The sequence below is a fragment of the Nocardiopsis sp. LDBS1602 genome, assembly GCF_035818715.1.
Taxonomy (GTDB): Bacteria; Actinomycetota; Actinomycetes; order Streptosporangiales; family Streptosporangiaceae; genus Nocardiopsis; species Nocardiopsis alba.
Window position 1 is genome coordinate 533,980 of sequence record NZ_JAYLVW010000003.1, and the last position, 16,160, is coordinate 550,139.

The following is a 16,160-nucleotide window of genomic DNA, read 5'->3' on the forward strand; positions in this document are numbered from 1 at the left end:
GACGGCGTGGTCATTCTCCGATGAGTGTCCGAACGAGGTCCCCGTGAGATCCACATGCCCCCGAGCCCGGCTGTACCGGAGCGAGCCCCATCCGGACCCCTACGCCGTGTACGCCGAGATGAGGGCCGAACACGGCCCCATCGTCCCGGTGGAACTGGAGCCCGGGGTGCACGGTTGGCTGGTCACCGACTACGCCACCCTCATCTCCTGGTCCAGGGACGACACGAGGTTCAGCCGCGACCCTCGACTCTGGCGTGACCTCGCCGAAGGGCGTATCGCCCCCGATTCGGGACTCCTGCCGATGATGGCGCCCCGGGCCAACGCGCTCTTCGTGGACGGTGTCGAACACCGCCGCTATCGCAGGGCGATCACCGACGGCCTCAAGGAGGTCGGCGTCGATCGACTGAAGCGGGCCACCGAACTCCGCGCCGGGGAGCTCATCGACGGTTTCTGCGAACGCGGCACGGCGGACGTCCTCAACGAGTACGCGCGGATGCTCCCGCTCATGGTCATCAACGACCTGTTCGGGTTCGACCACGACCAGGGGCGGCGCTTCGTCGAGGCCATGCGCAACCTCTGGCTCGGTATCGACCCCGAGAGGTCCAATACCGAGGCGGAGAAGGCGTTGGCCGAGGTCGTCGCGGCCAAACACCGCGAACCCGGCGACGACGTCACCACACGGCTCATCCGGCACCCGGCGGGACTCTCCGACGAGGAGGTCATCATGCAGCTCCTCCTGGTGGTGGCCGCGGCCAACGAACCCACCGCCAACCTCATCGGCTCCGGGATCAGGGCCGCCCTGGCCGACCCCGACCTGCCCGGGGACCGGGCCCCCTCGCCGACCGCCCTGACCGACATCGTGGACCGCGTGCTGTGGGAGGACCCGCCGATCACCAACTATCCGGTGATCTACCCGCGGGCCGACGTGACCCTGGACGACGGTCGGGTCATCGAGGCCGGTTCGCCGATCCTGCTCGGCTTCGCCGCCTCCAACCGGTTCTTCGTGGAGGAGAACGCCGAACGGATGGCCACGTCCAGGAACCGCGCCCACGTGGCCTGGGGAGTGGGGCACCACCGCTGCCCCGGAAGCGACGAGGCCACCGCGATGACCGTCATCGCCCTCCGCGTCCTCTTCGACCGGCTGCCGAGTTTGAGCCCGGCGCTCCCCGGCGAGGAACTCCGGTGGCACCTCTCCTCTCTGTCCTGGATCCCGGTCGGATTCCCCGTCCACTTCGCCCCCAGACCACCCGAGCCCAGACCCCCCGAGGAAGGAGAACCGTGGAACGAGTCGCACTCGCGCCCGGAAACATCCGCTCCCAATCCGAGCACCTCAGGAAGATCGCCCCTGTCGTACCTGTCCGCCTTCCTGGCGAGGTGGACGCATGGGTCGTGACCACGCACGACGCGGTCGTCGAGGCCTTGGCCGACCCGAGGGTCCAGAAGGACAAGAGGCACTGGAGGGCCTTCGCGGCCGGTGAGATCCCGCCTGACTGGCCGCTGATCTCCTGGATCGTCAACGACAACATGTTGGCCAAGGACGGCGAGGACCACACCCGTCTGCGCAGGCTGGTCTCCAAGGCGTTCACCCCGCGCCGGGTCGAACGGTTGCGCCCGGCGGTGGTCGACATCGTGGAGAGGCTTCTGGACGACGTGGAGCGGGAGGTCGCCGCGAGCGAGGACGGTGTCGTCGACCTCAAGAGATCGTTCGCCGAACCGTTGCCGCTCACCGTGATCGGCGACCTGTTCGGCCTCTCCGAGGAGGACCGTCCCCGGATGCACCGTCTGGTCAACGCCTTCTTCGACCAGGGCGTCGCCCCCGAGGAGGCCTTCGCGATCTTCGGTGAGCTGTGGGAACTGCTCACCGTCCTGGTGGAGACCAAACGGGCCGTCCCCGGAGACGATCTGACCACCGCCCTCATCACCGCCCGGGACGAGGACGACGCGCTCACCGAGAACGAGCTCATCTGGAACCTGGTGCTGTTCATCAGCGCCGGCCACGAGACCACGATGAACCTCATCGTCAACGCGGTGTCGATGCTCGACTCCCACCGTGACCAGCTCGCCCTGGTCAGGGAAGGAGGGATCTCCTGGGACCGGGCGATCGAGGAGACGCTGCGTTTCGCCGGCCCCGCCGCGTACCTTCCGATGCGCTACACCGCCGAGGACATGGAGCTGGCCGGGATCCACCTGCCCAAGGGGGAGCCGCTGCTGCTCGGCTACACCTCCGCCGGGAAGGATCCCGAACGGTACGGGCCGACCGCCGGTGAGTTCGACGTCACCCGTGAGGACACCTCGCACCTGTCCTTCTCCCGAGGGCGCCACTTCTGTCTCGGGGCCGGTCTGGCGCGGTTGGAGGCCCGTGAGGCGCTGCCCAGGCTGTTCGAGCGTTTCCCCGGGCTCCGGGTGGCGCCCTCCACCGGGGCGCCCGCTCCCATGACCTCCTTCATCATCGACGGCCTGGAGACCCTGCCGGTCCGCCCGAGACCCTGACGTCGGCGCGGGACACGCCCGACATATCGACCCCGCCGAGGTCATCGTGGTGGCTTTCGGCGGGGTCCTCGCATCTCAGAGGCGGTACGGAGTACCTCGAACCCCGACCGGGAACATCACACACACCTGGAAGAGAGCACCGAGGAGGGGAAGCGGCTTCTACACTCGACATGATCCCCCGAGCCGTCCCCTGTACCCCTGCCCCGCCCCGTGTCACGTACCCGCCTTCGACGTGAACGGGCCCTCCCGAGGATTGCGCACATATGAACAGTTCGGAAGCAGACCCCGGACGTGTCCTGGTCGACCGCTATCGTCTGGACGAGATCATCGGCGAGGGCGGTATGGGCCGCGTCTGGCGCGGCACGGACACCCTTCTGGACCGCCCGGTCGCGGTCAAGGAGCTGACCACACCGCCCGGCCTCCCCGCGCACGAGGTCGAGGTCCTGCGGACCCGGATGATCCGCGAGGCGCGCAGCGCCGCCCAGCTCAGCCACCCGTCCATCATCACGGTGTTCGACGTGGCCGAGGAGGACGGACGCCCGTGGATCGTGATGGAACTCGTCCAAGGGCCCTCCCTCGGCGACCTCATCCGTTCGGACGGCGCCCTCACCGTGAAGCGGGCCGCCGACATCGGTGAACAGATGGCCGCCGGTCTGGCCGAGGCGCACAACCGCGGCATCGTGCACCGCGACATCAAGCCGGGCAACGTGCTCATCGCGGGGAACGACCGTGCGGTCCTCACCGACTTCGGCATCGCCCATCTGGACGGGGCCACCCATCTGACCAGCACCGGCCTGCTCATCGGTTCGCCGAGCTACCTGGCGCCGGAGATCGCCCACGGTCGTTCGGCCACGCCCGCCTCGGACATGTGGGCGTTGGGCATCACCCTCTACCAGGCGGTCGAGGGCACCCTGCCCTTCGAACGACCCACGCCCATGGCCACTCTGACCGCCATCGTCACCCAGGACCTGCCGGAGAGCCCCAACGCGGGAGAGCTCCGTCCCGTCCTGGAGGCCCTGTGCGAGAAGCGTCCCGAGGACCGGCCCTCCATCGGCGAGGTCCGCTCCCTCCTGCGCGGGATCCGGGACTCCGCGGACGCCGCGCCCTCGGTCACCGCCACCACCGTCGCCGCCGCGCCCGCCATCGTGGAGCCCGAACCGGAACCGGCCGGGGTCGTGAGCGGGACGGAGCACGCCGCCGGAACCCCCGAGGGCCCGGTGGACCAGGCGGTCGGGGCCGGACCCGCGATCCCGCCCCCGCCGCCCAAGGCCTCCCGGAAGACGGGCGGACGGCGGTCCCGCCCCCTCGTCGTCGCCGCCCTGACGCTCGTGTTCCTCCTCCTGCTCGGCGGGGTGGCCACGACCGTCTACCTCAGCGCGAGCAGCCCCGGGGACGTCGCCTCGGCGGTCGGGGCCGAGGAGGAACCCGACCCCGTCGACCGAGCCGACGCGGGGGCGTCCGAGGAACCGGCCGACGACGAGTCCGCCCGGGACGAGGAGGAACCCGAAGAGGAGCCCGAGGAGGAAGAGGAGGACCCCTGGGACTTCCTCGTCCGCCACGAGGACTCCAGCGGCTTCTCCGTGGACGTTCCCGAGGGCTGGGAGATCGACCGTCAGCAGCACATGGTCTACTTCCGCAACCCGGACGGCGGTTACCTCCTCGTCGACCAGACGTCGAACCCCAACGACGACGCCGGCGACGACTGGCGCGACTTCGAGCCGATCGGCCGGCAGAACTTCTCCGGCTACTCGCTCATCGGCATCGAGGACGTGGACGCCGAATGGGCCGGGGACTACGTCAGCGCGGCCGACTGGGAGTTCACCTTCAGCGGCCGTAACGGCGAGATGCACGCGATCAACCGCGGCTTCCACACCGAGGACATCGGTTACGCGCTGTTCCTGGTGAGCCCCGAGTCGCAGTCGGTCAACCACGCCCTGCTCGACCGGATCTCGGAGTCCTTCGTCCCCGCGGACTGATCGGAGCCGACGTCACCGGTGCTCAGAACACCGAGAAACCGGTGATGTCGGTGAAGGCCTCCAACGCCAGGGCGGCGGAGACCGAGTTGCCCTTCTCGCCCAGCCCCGGGCCCCAGGCCGCCAGCGAGTAGCGGCCGGGGACGATGGCGAGGATCCCGCCGCCCACCCCGCTCTTGCAGGGCAGGCCGATCCGGTAGGCGAACTCGCCCGCCGCGTCGTAGGTGCCGCAGGTCAGCATCAGCGCCATGATGCGGCGGGCCTGCCCCTGGTCGAGCAGCGAGGTGCCGTCGGCCCGTCGTCCGTGACGGGCGAGGAGGAGTCCGGCCAGAGCCAGCTCCTCACAACTGATGGTGATCGCGCATTGGCGCACGTAGTGGTCGAGCACCTCCGGTACCGGCTCGAGCATGTTGTCGAAGCCGGACATCAGGTAGGCCAGGGCGCGGTTGCGGTCCCCGGTGGCCAGCTCCGACGCGGCGGTCCTGTGGTCGGTGTCCAGGTCGGGTGAGCCGGTCTCCTCACGGAGCAGGTCCCGCAGGGCCGTGAACGCGTCACCGGTGTCGTTCAACAGTTGGTCGGTGACGACGATGGCGCCCGGGTTGATGAACGGGTTGCGGGCGATCCCGTTCTCGAACTCCAACTGGTAGAGCGAGTTGAACGCGTTCCCGGACGGTTCGCGGTGCACCCGGGCCCACACGTTGTGGTCGGAGCGCCCCATCACCAGGGCGAGGGTGAACACCTTGGTGATGCTCTGCATGGAGAACCGGGTGGTGGCGGAGCCGATCGAGTGCAGATCGCCGCCGACGGTGGCCATGGTGAACCCGAACTGCTCCGGGTCGACCTTCGCCAGCTGGGGGATGTAGTCGGCGACCGTCCCCGCTCCGACGTAGGGCCGGACCCGCTCCATCACCTCGTCGAGGACCCCGTCGTAGTACTCGCTCATGTCGGCCCCTCTCCGGTGGGCTTCACCGGCGTGAGTCCCGGGCGGGCCGAGGGCTCGGGACGTCGGCGCGATCGATGACGGAACGGGCGCCGTGGTTGAACCCGCCGGCCTCGTCCCTGCCGAGCGGGACCGAGGGCGGGTGGGTGCGCAGGTGCTCGATCGCGCTCTCGATGTCCTCCAACAGCAGGTCGGACATGTCGCGGCTGAAACCGTGGCGGACCAGTACCCGTTGGACGGCCTCGGAGTCCCGGTCGGCGGGCAACGGGTAGGCGGGGACCAGCCAACCCCGGGTCCGGAGTCGGTCGGCGAGGTCGTACGGGGTGAAGGGCTCGTCGCCGACCAGCCTCCAGGACACGGCGCCGATCCCCCGGTCCGGGTGTCCGTCGTGGACGAGGTCGAACGGCCCCATCGCCCGAACCCCCTCGGCCAGGTGGCGGGCGGTCTCGTGCGTGGCGGAGTGGATCATCCGGTAGCCCTCGCGACCGAGTCGTACGAAGTCGTAGTACTGGGTGACGACCTGACCGCCGGGGCGGGAGAAGTTCAGGTTGAAGGTGGCCTGGTTCCCGCCCAGGTAGTCGACCTGGAAGACCAGCTCCTCTGGCAGGTCGGCCTTCCTCCGCCACATCGCCCAACCCGACCCCAACGGTGCCAGACCTGTCTTGTGCCCGGAGGCGTTGATCGAACGGACCCGGGGCAGCCGGAAGTCCCAGACCAGGTCGGGGGAGACGAACGGGGCGGTGAAGGCGCCGCTCGCCCCGTCCACGTGCAGGGGGATATCGTGCCCGGTGCGCTCCTCGAAACGGTCCAGGGCCGCCGCGACACCGCTCACGTCCTCGAACAGGCCGGTGAAGGTCTGGGCGAAGTTGCAGACCACCATGATGGTGTTCTCGTCGCAGTACCGGTCGACGTCGTCGGGCGTCATGACGTAGGTGTCGCCGCTCAGGGGGATCCGCCGCAGTTCCACGTCGAAGTAGAGGGCGAACTTCTCCCAGCACACCTGGACGGGGCCGCAGACCAGGTTGGGCCGTTCGGTGGGGCTCCCCTCGGCCTCGCGCCGGGCCCGCCAGGAGAACTTGGCGGCCAGGCCCGCGAGCATGGCGGCCTCGCTGGAGCCGGTCGTGGAGATGCCCACGGGGTCGGAGGGCTCCGGCACGTGCCACAGGTCGGCGAGCATGCGCACGCAGCGGCGTTCCAGCTCGGCCGTCTGCGGATACTCGTCCTTGTCGATCATGTTCTTGTCGATCGACTCGTCCATCAGCATGCGGACCTCGGGCTCCACCCAGGTGGTGCAGAAGGTGGCGAGGTTCATCCGGGAGATCCCGTCGAGCATGAGCTCGTCGTGCACCAGTTGGTAGGCGACGCGGGCCTCGGTGCCCCGTTCGGGGAAGTCCCCCTTGGGCGCTCCTCGCCGCATCAGTCGTTCCGCGTAGACGTCCTCGTCGGGAGCGGGACCTCTCATGGCGCACCTCTCACGCTGGCGGTGATGTGATGAACACCACCAGTATGTGACCTGAGGGGCGGATGAGGAGAAGGTGCAGTCTTGCCCGGAGTGTCGGGTTCAGTCCTGTTCGTCGTCGAGCAACTCGGCGTCGTGCACGAGCAGCGCGATCTGCACACGGTTGTTCAGCCCCAACTTGGTGAGGATGTTCGACACGTGCGTCTTCACCGTGGGCACGCTCAGGAACAGCCGAGAGGCGATGTCGGCGTTCGACCGCCCCTGCCCCACCGCCACGGCCACATCGGTCTCCCGCGCGTTGAGCACCGCCAACCGGCTCCGGGCCCGCCCCGCGCGCTCGCTGTGATCGGCGTCGGCCACCCGGTCCATCAGCCTCCGCGTCACGGAGGGGGAGAGCACCGGGAACCCCCGGGCCACCCGACGGACCGACTCCACGATCTCCTTCGGCGGTGTGTCCTTGAGCAGGAACCCGGCGGCGCCGGCGCGCAGGGCGCGCAGAACGTGCTCGTCGGCGTCGAAGGTGGTGAGCACCAGGACCTCCGGCGGATCCGGGAGGGCCCGCAACGACTCGGTGGCGGTCAGCCCGTCCACCGAGGGCATACGGATGTCCATCAACACCACGTCGGGGGAGTGGCGCTCGACCAGGTCGACGACCCGGCCTCCGTCCTCGGCCTCGGCCAGCACCCGGATGTCGGGCGCGCCGCCCATCATCATCACCAGGCCCACCCGGACCAGGGCGTCGTCGTCGACGATCACCACGCCGATCCGCCGCTCGTCGTCCGATTCGCTCATGCCGACCACGGTAGCCAGGCGGAGAGGCGCCATCCACCATCGTCCGTCCGCCCGTGCTCCAACCTTCCCGAGGCCAACGAGACCCGTTCGGCGAGACCGACCAGCCCCTGCCCGGCCCCCGTCCTCTCGGAACGGGCCGGACCGCTCCCCGTGGGCGGTGCGGGGGCGCCGTTGACCACCTCCACGGTCAGGCCCTCTCCCGCGCCGCCGGAGATCCGTACCCGGGTATCGGATCCGGGCGCGTGTTTGCGCGCGTTCGTCAGTCCCTCCTGGACGATCCGATAGGCCGTGCGCCCGGTCCGCTCGGGGACCTCGCCGGAGTACTCCTCCACGAACTCCACGCCCGCCCCCGTGTTCCCGGCCTCGGACACCAGCTGGTCCAGGTCCGCCATGGTGGGCTGGGGGAGCTCGCCCACCGGCGCGCGCAGTACCCCGATCACCTCGCGCAGGTCCTGGAGGGCCTGGTGCGCGCTCTCCCGGATCACCCCGGCGGAGCGGGCGATCTCCTCCGGGGGAGCGTCCGGCCGGTACTCCAGAGCGCCCGCGTGCACGCTGAGCAACGACAGGCGATGCCCCAGCACGTCGTGGATCTCGCGGGCGATCGACTCCCGGACACGATGCTGTGCCCGTTCGGCCCGCAACCGTGCCTCGGCCTCGGCGTGCACGGCCCGTTCCCGTAGGGAGTCGAACAGTTGACGACGGTGCTGTACCGAAAGCCCCCAACCGGCCGCCGCGCCCTGGAAGACCGCGCTCAACAGGAACGCCGTCACCAACGGTGTGTCGTACGGGTCGGGATGGACCAGGGCGCCGATGTAGGACGAGAGGAAGCTCAGCGCCAACACCGCCAGCCCCACCTTGGGCGGACGGTGGACGCACAGAGAGAACAGGGCGACCAGCATCGCTCCACCGGCGAGCGGGAAGAAGGCGGAGACCGCGACCAGGGCCACCGCGATCTGTACCGGCCACCGGCGTCGCCACCACAGGGCGGTGCAAGCGGCCAGGGCGGTGAGCTGCTCGGCGACCCGGAAAGGGTCCGGTGGGGACGGCGGGGCGGGTTCGCCGGGCAGGGTCATCGCCCCCAGGAACCCGAAACCCAGCGCGGTCAGGAACATCAGGGAGTCCACGACCCAGTCCCGCGCTCCGCGTCGGTACCGCTGCCGGGAGGAGGTCGTGTCGTTCATCGCCTCGGAGTCTAGGCAGCGTACGCGTCGAGGGGGAGAAGGGCGCGGCGACTCGATACCGAAGGCCGCGCGGGATCCTACTTTGGTCGTGTCCCCGTGCCGAAGGGAGCGACCTCGGCGGGGGAAAGGGGACACCGTCGGCCGATCCGGCGGACGGGGGCGTCTTCCTAGGCTCCTGTCATGCGCAAGGTACTCCAGGGCCTGGGGGTCCTCCTCTTCCTCATGGGGATCAGCGGGGCCATCGACCGGATCTGGGCCCAGCCGATCATGGGCGTCGTGCTCAACGCCTTCGATCGTCACGTCGTGTCCGCGATCCCCCGACTGGAAGAGAACGCGATCCTGGCCGACCTGGGGCTCGCCGTCTGCGGGATCGTGCTCGTCGTGGCGATGGAATCGCTCTCCCCAAGCCGCAGAGGACTCACCTGATTCCTCCGGTCGTGTCGTTTCACGCCCGTTTCACGCGTGGCACTAGGTAGCGTCGACAGGCGGAGCAGCCGTGCGTGAACCTGGGGGATCACCCGATGAGCACATTGGTCACCGGCGCCACCGGACAGGTGGGTCGACGTGTCCTGACCGAACTGCGCAGACGTGGCCTGCCCGCCGCGGGGGCCTCCAGGGACGGTGAGGTACGGCTCGACTGGACCGACACCGGCAGCTGGAACCACGCCTTGGAGGGGGTGGAGAGCCTGTTCGTGACGGTCCCCATGGCCAGTGGGCTGGCAGAGAGGGCCGGGGCCTTCATGGAACGGGCCGTCGAGAAAGGGGTCGGAACCGCGGTACTGGTCACCGCCATGGGCGCCGAGAGCGGCCCGCCCGACTCCGAACAGCGCGTTCTGGAACGCAGGATCCGGGAACTGTTCGATCAGTGGACCGTGGTGCGGCCCAACTGGCTGGACCAGGACTTCACCGAGGGGCTCTTCGCCCGGATCGCCCGTTCGCGCCGAGGGCGTCTGGAGTTGCCGCTGTCCAAGCGCGCCGAGGTCAGCTTCGTGGACGCCAAGGACGTGACCGACACCGTCGTCGCGGCCCTCACCGACAAGAGACACCACGAGCACGAGTACACGCTCACCGGCCCGAACCCGGTCTCCTTCCGCGACGTGGTCCGGATGACCAAGGGGACCGAGAGCCCCGTGTGGCGGTACAAGAAGGTGGACGAGGCCGGGTTCTACTTCCGGGCCACGAACATGGGCTGGTCCGACCGGTACGTGGACACGCTCAACGAGCGCTTCCGGGCCATCGCCGACGGCAAGGCGGCCCGGGTCACCGACGACGTGCGCCGGGCCCTGGGCCGGGATCCGGTGCCGATGGCCAAGTTCATCCGGGAGTCCGTGCTCTGAACGACCCCGGCCCCGGCCATGTCGACGGACACGACCGGGGCCGGGGAACGCGGCCTACTTGAGGAGCTGGCGGGCCATCACCATGCGCTGGATCTGGTTGGTGCCCTCGTAGATCTGGGTGATCTTGGCGTCGCGCATCATGCGCTCCAGCGGGAAGTCCTTCACGTAGCCGGCGCCGCCCAGGAGCTGCACGGCGTCGGTGGTGATCTCCATGGCGACGTCGGAGGCGTAGCACTTGGCGGCCGCGCCGTAGAAGGCCAGGTCGTCGTCGTCGCGCTCGGACTTGGCGGCGGCCACGTAGACCATCTGGCGGGCGGTCTCCAGCTTCATCGCCATGTCGGCCAGCATGAACTGGACGCCCTGGAACTCGGCGATGGCCTTGCCGAACTGCTTGCGCTCCTTGACGTAGGCCACGGCGTGGTCCAAGGCGCCCTGGGCGATACCGACGGCCTGGGCGCCGATGGTGACGCGGGTGTGGTCCAGGGTGCGCAGGGCGATCTTCAGCCCCTCGCCGGGGGCGCCGACGATGCGGTCGCCCGGGACGAGCACGTCGTCGAAGAACAGCTCACGGGTGGGTGAGCCCTTGATGCCCAGCTTGCGCTCGGGCTCGCCCAGGGTGAAGCCCGCGTCGTCGGCGTGCAGGACGAACGCCGAGACGTTGCGGCCGCGGCGGCCCTCGGGGTCGGTGACGGCGAGCACCGTGTAGTACTCGCTGACACCGGCGTTGGTGATCCACGACTTCTGGCCGTTGAGCACCCAGTCGTCGCCCTTCGGGGTGGCCTGGGTGCGCATGGAGGCGGTGTCGGAACCGGCCTCGCGCTCGGACAGGCCGTAGGAGAACATCGCCTCGCCGCGGGCCACGGGGGTCAGGTAACGCCTCTTGACGTCCTCGGAGGCGCCCAGGATCAGCGGCATCGTGCCGAGCTTGTTCACCGCGGGGATGAGGGAGGAGGAGGCGCACACGCGAGCGACCTCCTCGATGATGATGCAGGTCGCGAGGGCGTCGGCGCCCACACCCTCGTAGTCCTCGGAGATGTGCGCGGCGTGGAAGTCCGTCGCGGTCAGGGCGTCGAGGGCGTCCTGAGGGAAGGCAGATTTCTCGTCCACCTCGGCGGCGTGCGGCGCGATCTTGTCCTCGGCCACGGAGCGCACCGCCGCGCGCAGCTCCTCGTGCTCCTCGCTGGTCTTGAACAGGTCGAAGTCGCTCATGTTCTTCCCCGGTGTCTGGCACTAAGTGCCGCTGTATGGCATTCAGTGCCAGAATAGAGGGTGGGGGTGGTGAAGTACACCGCCCGGGGCGGCGGTCGTGAACGAGGCGCGCCGGCACTCCGGTGGGGAGGAGACGGTCATGGGTTCGAACGGCGAACGCGCCGCGCGCGGCGGACAGCAGCGCGCCGAGACCCGCGAGGTGGTCCTGGCCGCGGTGCGGCTGTTCACCGAGGAGGGCTACGAGGCCACCACGATGGCGGGCATCGCCGAGACCACGGGGGTCAGCCGCAGGAGCCTCTTCCGACGTTTCGGCTCCAAGGAGGACGTCCTCTTCGCCGAGCACGACGAGTTGTTCGAGACGGTCGTGCGCTACATGGAGGCCTCTCCGGAACCTCCTCTGGACACGGTGGTCTCCGCCGCGCGGTTGGTCTTCCAGGGATACGTGCGCGACCCCGAGATCACGGTGCCCCGCTATCGGCTGGTGCGCGCCCACGATCGGCTGCGCGACCGGGAGGTGGCGATGACCGCGCGCTACCAGGCGGCCTTCAGCCACCATCTGGCCGAGCGCACCGGAGGCGGGCGCCCCTCCTTGGAGGCGGAGGTGGTCGCCGCGGCCCTGATCGCCGCGCACAACCACGTGCTGCGCGGTTGGCTGCGCGACCCGGAGGCGGAGGGGATCTGGGAACGCTTCGACCGGGCCATGGGACGGGTCCGCGCCATGGCCGGGCCGCTGTTCGAGGGGCCGCGAGGGGGCGAGGGACGCGAGGACCGGGTCCTGGTGGCGGTCTATCCGAGCGGCGTGGAACGCGCGGAACTCCTGCGGAGGGTGGCCTCGGTGGTCGACGAACGAGGGTGAGCCCTCCGGCGGCTTCACGGCGCGACCTCCACGTGTGCGTTCTCCCATCGGTTCCGGTCGTTCGCGCGCCCGCGCGAGCGTAGTCTGGACGGGGCCGGAAAACGGGAGACGAGACGAAGCGAGGCGAACGGCGGGGATGAGCGTGGACACGACGGGCGCGACCAAGCAGGAGACCGAGGTCGCCCACGAGGCCGCCCGACGGAGGACGTTCGCCGTCATCTCCCACCCGGACGCCGGTAAGTCGACGCTCACCGAGGCCCTGGCGCTGCACTCGGCGGCCATCTCCTCCGCCGGCGCCGTGCACGGCAAGGGCGACCGTCGCGGGGTCACCTCCGACTGGATGGAGATGGAGCAGGACCGAGGGATCTCCATCACCTCGGCCGCGTTGCGCATCGACTACGACGACCGCGTCCTCAACCTGTTGGACACCCCCGGTCACGCCGACTTCTCCGAGGACACCTATCGGGTGCTCTCCGCCGTCGACTGCGCGATCATGCTGCTGGACTCGGCCAAGGGCCTGGAGCCGCAGACCCTGAAGCTGTTCGACGTGTGCCGGGCCCGGAAGATGCCGGTCATCACGTTCGTCAACAAGTGGGACCGTCCGGGCCGGGAGCCGCTGGAGCTCCTGGACGAGATCGAGCAGCGCATCGGTCTGCGTCCCACCCCGCTCAACTGGCCGGTGGGCATCGCCGGCGACTTCCGGGGGCTGGTCGACCGTCGCTCGGGCACCTACACCAAGATGACCCGGACCCCCGGTGGCGCGCGCAAGGCCATCGAGGAGGTCCTGGACCCCGATCGCGCCGCCGAGGTCGAGCTGGACGCCTGGACCCAGGCCCAGGAGGAGATCGAGCTGTTGGAGGCGCTGGGCGCCGACTTCGACCCCGAGTCCTTCATGGCGGGGGAGTCCTCCCCGGTGCTGTTCGGCGCGGCGCTGTCCAACTTCGGTGTCGGTCAGCTGCTGGAGGCGATCGTGGGGCTGGCCCCGGCGCCCTCGGCCAAGGTCGACGAGAAGGACGCGCCCCGGGCGGTGGAGACCCCGTTCTCCGGCCAGGTGTTCAAGATGCAGGCCAACATGGACAAGAACCACCGCGACCGGATGGCCTTCGTCCGGGTCAGCTCGGGGCGCTTCGAACGCGGGATGGTGCTCACCCACGCGGTGACGGGGCGTCCGTTCGCGACCAAGTACACCCAGGCGGTGTTCGGCGCGGACCGTTCCACGATCGACACGGCCTTCCCGGGTGACGTCATCGCCCTGGTCAACGCCCAGGCGCTGGCGGTGGGGGACACCCTCTACGACGGCCCCAAGGTGATCTACCCGCCGATCCCGAGCTTCGCCCCGGAGCACTTCGTGGTGGCCCGGGCCAAGGACGCCGGCAAGTACAAGCAGTTCCAGCGGGGGATCGCCCAGCTGGACGCCGAGGGCGTCGTCCAGGTGCTGACCTCGGATGTGCGCGGTGAGCAGGCCCCGGTCCTGGCCGCGGTGGGCCCCCTCCAGTTCGATGTGGTCAAGCACCGGATGGAGCAGGAGTTCCGCAGCCCGATCGACGTCTCGCCGCTGGACTACTCGGTGGCACGTCGCACCGACGCCGAGTCCGCTCCGGTGCTGCACGGGCTGTCCGGCGCCGAGGTGCTGCGTCGTCGTTCCGACGACGAGTTGTTGGTGCTGGTGCACAACAAGTGGCGTCTCAAGGTGATCGAGCGCGACCATCCGTCGTTGTGGATGGAGGCGTTGCTCGCCGGCGGTGTCGACGAGTCGTAGTCGGCCTCCGGCGACCCGCCCGCCTTTTTCGGCAAAGGTCGTTCCCGTTGTTCACCACGCGTTCGCGGGCGTCACCGGTTGTATCTCCCGGTGCCTTCTTCCAGGGCAATTGCCGAGCCGGTTCGGGACCAAGGTCGGTGTTCCCGACGGAACACCGACGGGGTCGATGTGCCCTCTTCTCCGAACGAGTGTGAAATCTCGTTCGCGGCACACATATCCGCTCCACGGGATGGGTAGGAAAAGGTGCTTCCTGTGGCCTCGGGGGCTCCAGGGGGGCGGATCAGAGGCCAAGATCACCGAGTCCGGGGCACCCCGCGTCGACCCTCTTGATCAGGGCGAAGGTACCCTGATTCCAGGCCACTAGGGCGTGTTCGAACACCTGGTCGCACCAGGCCCCATCAGGGTATGTCCGGATCTGTGAAGGACGTTCCCGCCGGGGGGTGCGGGTGGGGCTCGAGCGGCCCAGGGGACCGGTCCAGGAGACCGGCGGGAGGTGGGCGGGAGAACCCCGTCACCGTCCGTCGTGTCTCAGGGCGATCGCGGTGTTATCGATGGTCGGCAAAGTTTGTAAATCTTCACTCTGTGGTAATTATCCTCACGTCTGGGTATGTGTTGCATGTCACCTGTTCGTGAATCGGTGAAACTTATATGATTTTGCTTAACTGTCGTTTAACAAAACAGAACAATAACGAGTGAATCAAGAACGTGGCGGCGGATCGCCCCGCGTTCGACGCACCTCACGTATCCCCCGCCTGGAAAGGTTGACCTCGGGCATGAGCGATGACAAAGAGCGCACGGTGGAGCTCCACTACGAGGGCGGCGTGCTGAAGCTGCCGGTTTTCACCGGTACCGAGGGTGAGAGCACCATCGAGCTGAAGACCCTGCTGGGGTCGACCGGTATGACGACCCTGGACCCGGGGTTCGGCAACACCGCCTCGTGCAGCTCGAAGATCACCTACATCGATGGGGCGGCCGGGATCCTGCGTTACCGCGGGTATTCGATCGAGGACCTCGCCGTCAACAGCAACTTCCTCGAGGTGGCCTACCTCGTGATCTACGGCGAGCTCCCCGAGCCCGCCCAGCTCAAGGAATTCTCCGACAAGCTGCGTGACAACGCCGACATCCCGGCCGAGATGAGCGCGTTCATCGACGCGATGCCGCGCAACGGTCACCCGATGTCGCTGATGGCCAGTGCCGTCAACACCCTCGCCGCCTACTACGACGACAGCGTCGACCCTTCGGACGACGCCCAGGTGGAACTCGCCACGATCCGGCTGATGGCCAAGCTGCCGACGATCGCGGCCCGTATCTACCGCAACTCGATCGGTGAGGCCCCGATCGGTCCGGACGACTCGCTCGGCTACGTCGACAACTTCATCCGGATGACCTTCGGCGACAACGCCGCGAGCGGCGAGCTGGGCGACCTGTTCAGCAAGGCCGTCGACATGCTGCTCATCCTGCACGCCGACCACGAGCTGAACTGTTCGACCGCCACCGTGCGCGTCGTCGGCTCCTCGCAGGCGGACATCTTCGCCAGCGTCGCCTCCGGTATCAACGCCCTCTCCGGCCCCTCCCACGGTGGCGCCAACCAGGCCGTCCTGGAGATGCTGGAGGAGATCCGCGACTCCGGTATCTCCATCGACGACTTCCTCGAGCGCGTCAAGGCCCGCGAGGTCCGCCTCATGGGCTTCGGTCACCGGGTCTACAAGAACTTCGACCCGCGCAGCAAGGAGATCAAGGTTCTGGCCAGCCAGATCCTGGACCGGGACGAGAACCCGGACGAGCTCTTCGAGCTGGCCCTCAAGCTCGAGGCCGCCGCCCTCGAGGACTCGTACTTCACCGAGCGCAAGCTCTACCCGAACGTCGACTTCTACACCGGCGTCATCTACCGCACCATGGGCTTCCCGACCAACATGTTCACCGTGTTGTTCGCCATCGGCCGTCTGCCCGGCTGGGTCGCCCACTACCGCGAGCAGCTCCACGACCCGGCCTTCCGGATCGCGCGCCCGCGCCAGCACTACATCGGCTCCGGCGAGCGCCGTTACCCCGGTCAGGGCTAGCCGCGCCCGAACGCCCCTCGCGGGCACACGCGTGACCGCCCGCCCACGTCGACGACGTGGGCGGGCGATCGTGTGTCCGGGGGGCGCGTGGGTCACGTGAGACG

13 protein-coding genes are annotated in these 16,160 nt (G+C 68.9%); 8 read left to right on the forward strand and 5 right to left on the reverse strand.

Translation table 11 applies throughout. The features are described 5' to 3' along the window. Positions 1 to 106: 106 nt before the first annotated feature. The 3 genes from U9J66_RS14395 to U9J66_RS14405 all read left to right on the forward strand — a co-directional run bounded on the left by U9J66_RS14395 (position 107) and on the right by U9J66_RS14405 (position 4,466). A complete protein-coding gene (locus U9J66_RS14395) occupies positions 107 to 1,393 on the forward strand; it encodes a cytochrome P450 (protein WP_326337989.1) in 1,287 nt (428 codons plus the stop codon). After that, positions 1,390 to 2,490, forward strand: a complete 1,101-nt coding sequence (locus U9J66_RS14400; RefSeq protein ID WP_326337914.1) for a cytochrome P450 family protein — start codon at positions 1,390 to 1,392, stop codon at positions 2,488 to 2,490. Before U9J66_RS14395 ends, U9J66_RS14400 begins: the two co-directional genes overlap by 4 nt. A 263-nt stretch (positions 2,491 to 2,753) precedes the next feature. Then, positions 2,754 to 4,466: a serine/threonine-protein kinase gene (locus U9J66_RS14405; protein WP_042282363.1), complete on the forward strand. Its 1,713-nt coding sequence runs from the start codon at positions 2,754 to 2,756 to the stop codon at positions 4,464 to 4,466. Positions 4,467 to 4,488: 22 nt separating this feature from the next. On the opposite strand, the gene U9J66_RS14410 is transcribed toward U9J66_RS14405, so the two are convergent. The 4 genes from U9J66_RS14410 to U9J66_RS14425 all read right to left on the reverse strand — a co-directional run bounded on the left by U9J66_RS14410 (position 4,489) and on the right by U9J66_RS14425 (position 8,835). Further along, complete coding sequence (locus U9J66_RS14410; RefSeq protein WP_017534532.1) at positions 4,489 to 5,406, reverse strand: glutaminase; 918 nt, start codon at positions 5,404 to 5,406, stop codon at positions 4,489 to 4,491. A 22-nt stretch (positions 5,407 to 5,428) separates the two neighbouring features. Continuing rightward, on the reverse strand, positions 5,429 to 6,865 hold the full coding sequence (locus U9J66_RS14415; RefSeq protein ID WP_326337915.1) for a glutamate decarboxylase: 1,437 nt from the start codon (positions 6,863 to 6,865) through the stop codon (positions 5,429 to 5,431). A 99-nt stretch (positions 6,866 to 6,964) separates the two neighbouring features. After that, positions 6,965 to 7,654 carry a response regulator transcription factor gene (locus U9J66_RS14420; protein ID WP_187294556.1) on the reverse strand — a complete coding sequence of 230 codons (690 nt, stop codon included), beginning with the start codon at positions 7,652 to 7,654 and terminating at the stop codon, positions 6,965 to 6,967. Further along, positions 7,651 to 8,835 (reverse strand): sensor histidine kinase, encoded by a 1,185-nt coding sequence (locus U9J66_RS14425; protein ID WP_017534535.1) that lies wholly within the window; start codon positions 8,833 to 8,835, stop codon positions 7,651 to 7,653. The genes U9J66_RS14420 and U9J66_RS14425 overlap by 4 nt, the downstream gene beginning before the upstream one ends. A gap of 180 nt (positions 8,836 to 9,015) precedes the next feature. Here U9J66_RS14425 and U9J66_RS14430 point away from each other — a divergent pair, with 180 nt between their 5' ends. Both U9J66_RS14430 and U9J66_RS14435 read left to right on the forward strand, forming a co-directional pair. Continuing rightward, on the forward strand, positions 9,016 to 9,261 hold the full coding sequence (locus U9J66_RS14430; protein ID WP_161111125.1) for a hypothetical protein: 246 nt from the start codon (positions 9,016 to 9,018) through the stop codon (positions 9,259 to 9,261). Between the two features lie 95 nt (positions 9,262 to 9,356). Then, positions 9,357 to 10,172, forward strand: a complete 816-nt coding sequence (locus tag U9J66_RS14435) for an NAD(P)H-binding protein (protein WP_026124997.1) — start codon at positions 9,357 to 9,359, stop codon at positions 10,170 to 10,172. A gap of 54 nt (positions 10,173 to 10,226) precedes the next feature. Here U9J66_RS14435 and U9J66_RS14440 read toward each other — a convergent pair whose 3' ends face one another. Further along, a complete protein-coding gene (locus U9J66_RS14440) occupies positions 10,227 to 11,381 on the reverse strand; it encodes an acyl-CoA dehydrogenase family protein (RefSeq protein WP_014909567.1) in 1,155 nt (384 codons plus the stop codon). A 139-nt stretch (positions 11,382 to 11,520) separates the two neighbouring features. Here U9J66_RS14440 and U9J66_RS14445 point away from each other — a divergent pair, with 139 nt between their 5' ends. The 3 genes from U9J66_RS14445 (at position 11,521) to U9J66_RS14455 (ending at position 16,056) form a co-directional block, all read left to right on the forward strand. After that, positions 11,521 to 12,237 (forward strand): TetR/AcrR family transcriptional regulator, encoded by a 717-nt coding sequence (locus U9J66_RS14445; protein ID WP_161111126.1) that lies wholly within the window; start codon positions 11,521 to 11,523, stop codon positions 12,235 to 12,237. A gap of 136 nt (positions 12,238 to 12,373) precedes the next feature. Beyond that, entirely contained in the window at positions 12,374 to 13,996 is a 1,623-nt protein-coding gene (locus U9J66_RS14450) for a peptide chain release factor 3 (protein WP_042282356.1), read from the forward strand. 773 nt (positions 13,997 to 14,769) lie between these two features. Then, positions 14,770 to 16,056, forward strand: a complete 1,287-nt coding sequence (locus U9J66_RS14455; protein ID WP_026124999.1) for a citrate synthase — start codon at positions 14,770 to 14,772, stop codon at positions 16,054 to 16,056. Positions 16,057 to 16,160: the final 104 nt, after the last annotated feature.

Coding starts and splice junctions, on each gene's coding strand:
- U9J66_RS14405 (WP_042282363.1), top strand. CDS start 2,754: ATGAACAGTTCGGAAGCAGACCCCGGACGTGTCCTGGTCGACCGCTAT.
- U9J66_RS14410 (WP_017534532.1), bottom strand. CDS start 5,406: ATGAGCGAGTACTACGACGGGGTCCTCGACGAGGTGATGGAGCGGGTC.
- U9J66_RS14415 (WP_326337915.1), bottom strand. CDS start 6,865: ATGAGAGGTCCCGCTCCCGACGAGGACGTCTACGCGGAACGACTGATG.
- U9J66_RS14420 (WP_187294556.1), bottom strand. CDS start 7,654: ATGAGCGAATCGGACGACGAGCGGCGGATCGGCGTGGTGATCGTCGAC.
- U9J66_RS14425 (WP_017534535.1), bottom strand. CDS start 8,835: ATGAACGACACGACCTCCTCCCGGCAGCGGTACCGACGCGGAGCGCGG.
- U9J66_RS14430 (WP_161111125.1), top strand. CDS start 9,016: ATGCGCAAGGTACTCCAGGGCCTGGGGGTCCTCCTCTTCCTCATGGGG.
- U9J66_RS14435 (WP_026124997.1), top strand. CDS start 9,357: ATGAGCACATTGGTCACCGGCGCCACCGGACAGGTGGGTCGACGTGTC.
- U9J66_RS14440 (WP_014909567.1), bottom strand. CDS start 11,381: ATGAGCGACTTCGACCTGTTCAAGACCAGCGAGGAGCACGAGGAGCTG.
- U9J66_RS14445 (WP_161111126.1), top strand. CDS start 11,521: ATGGGTTCGAACGGCGAACGCGCCGCGCGCGGCGGACAGCAGCGCGCC.
- U9J66_RS14450 (WP_042282356.1), top strand. CDS start 12,374: ATGAGCGTGGACACGACGGGCGCGACCAAGCAGGAGACCGAGGTCGCC.
- U9J66_RS14455 (WP_026124999.1), top strand. CDS start 14,770: ATGAGCGATGACAAAGAGCGCACGGTGGAGCTCCACTACGAGGGCGGC.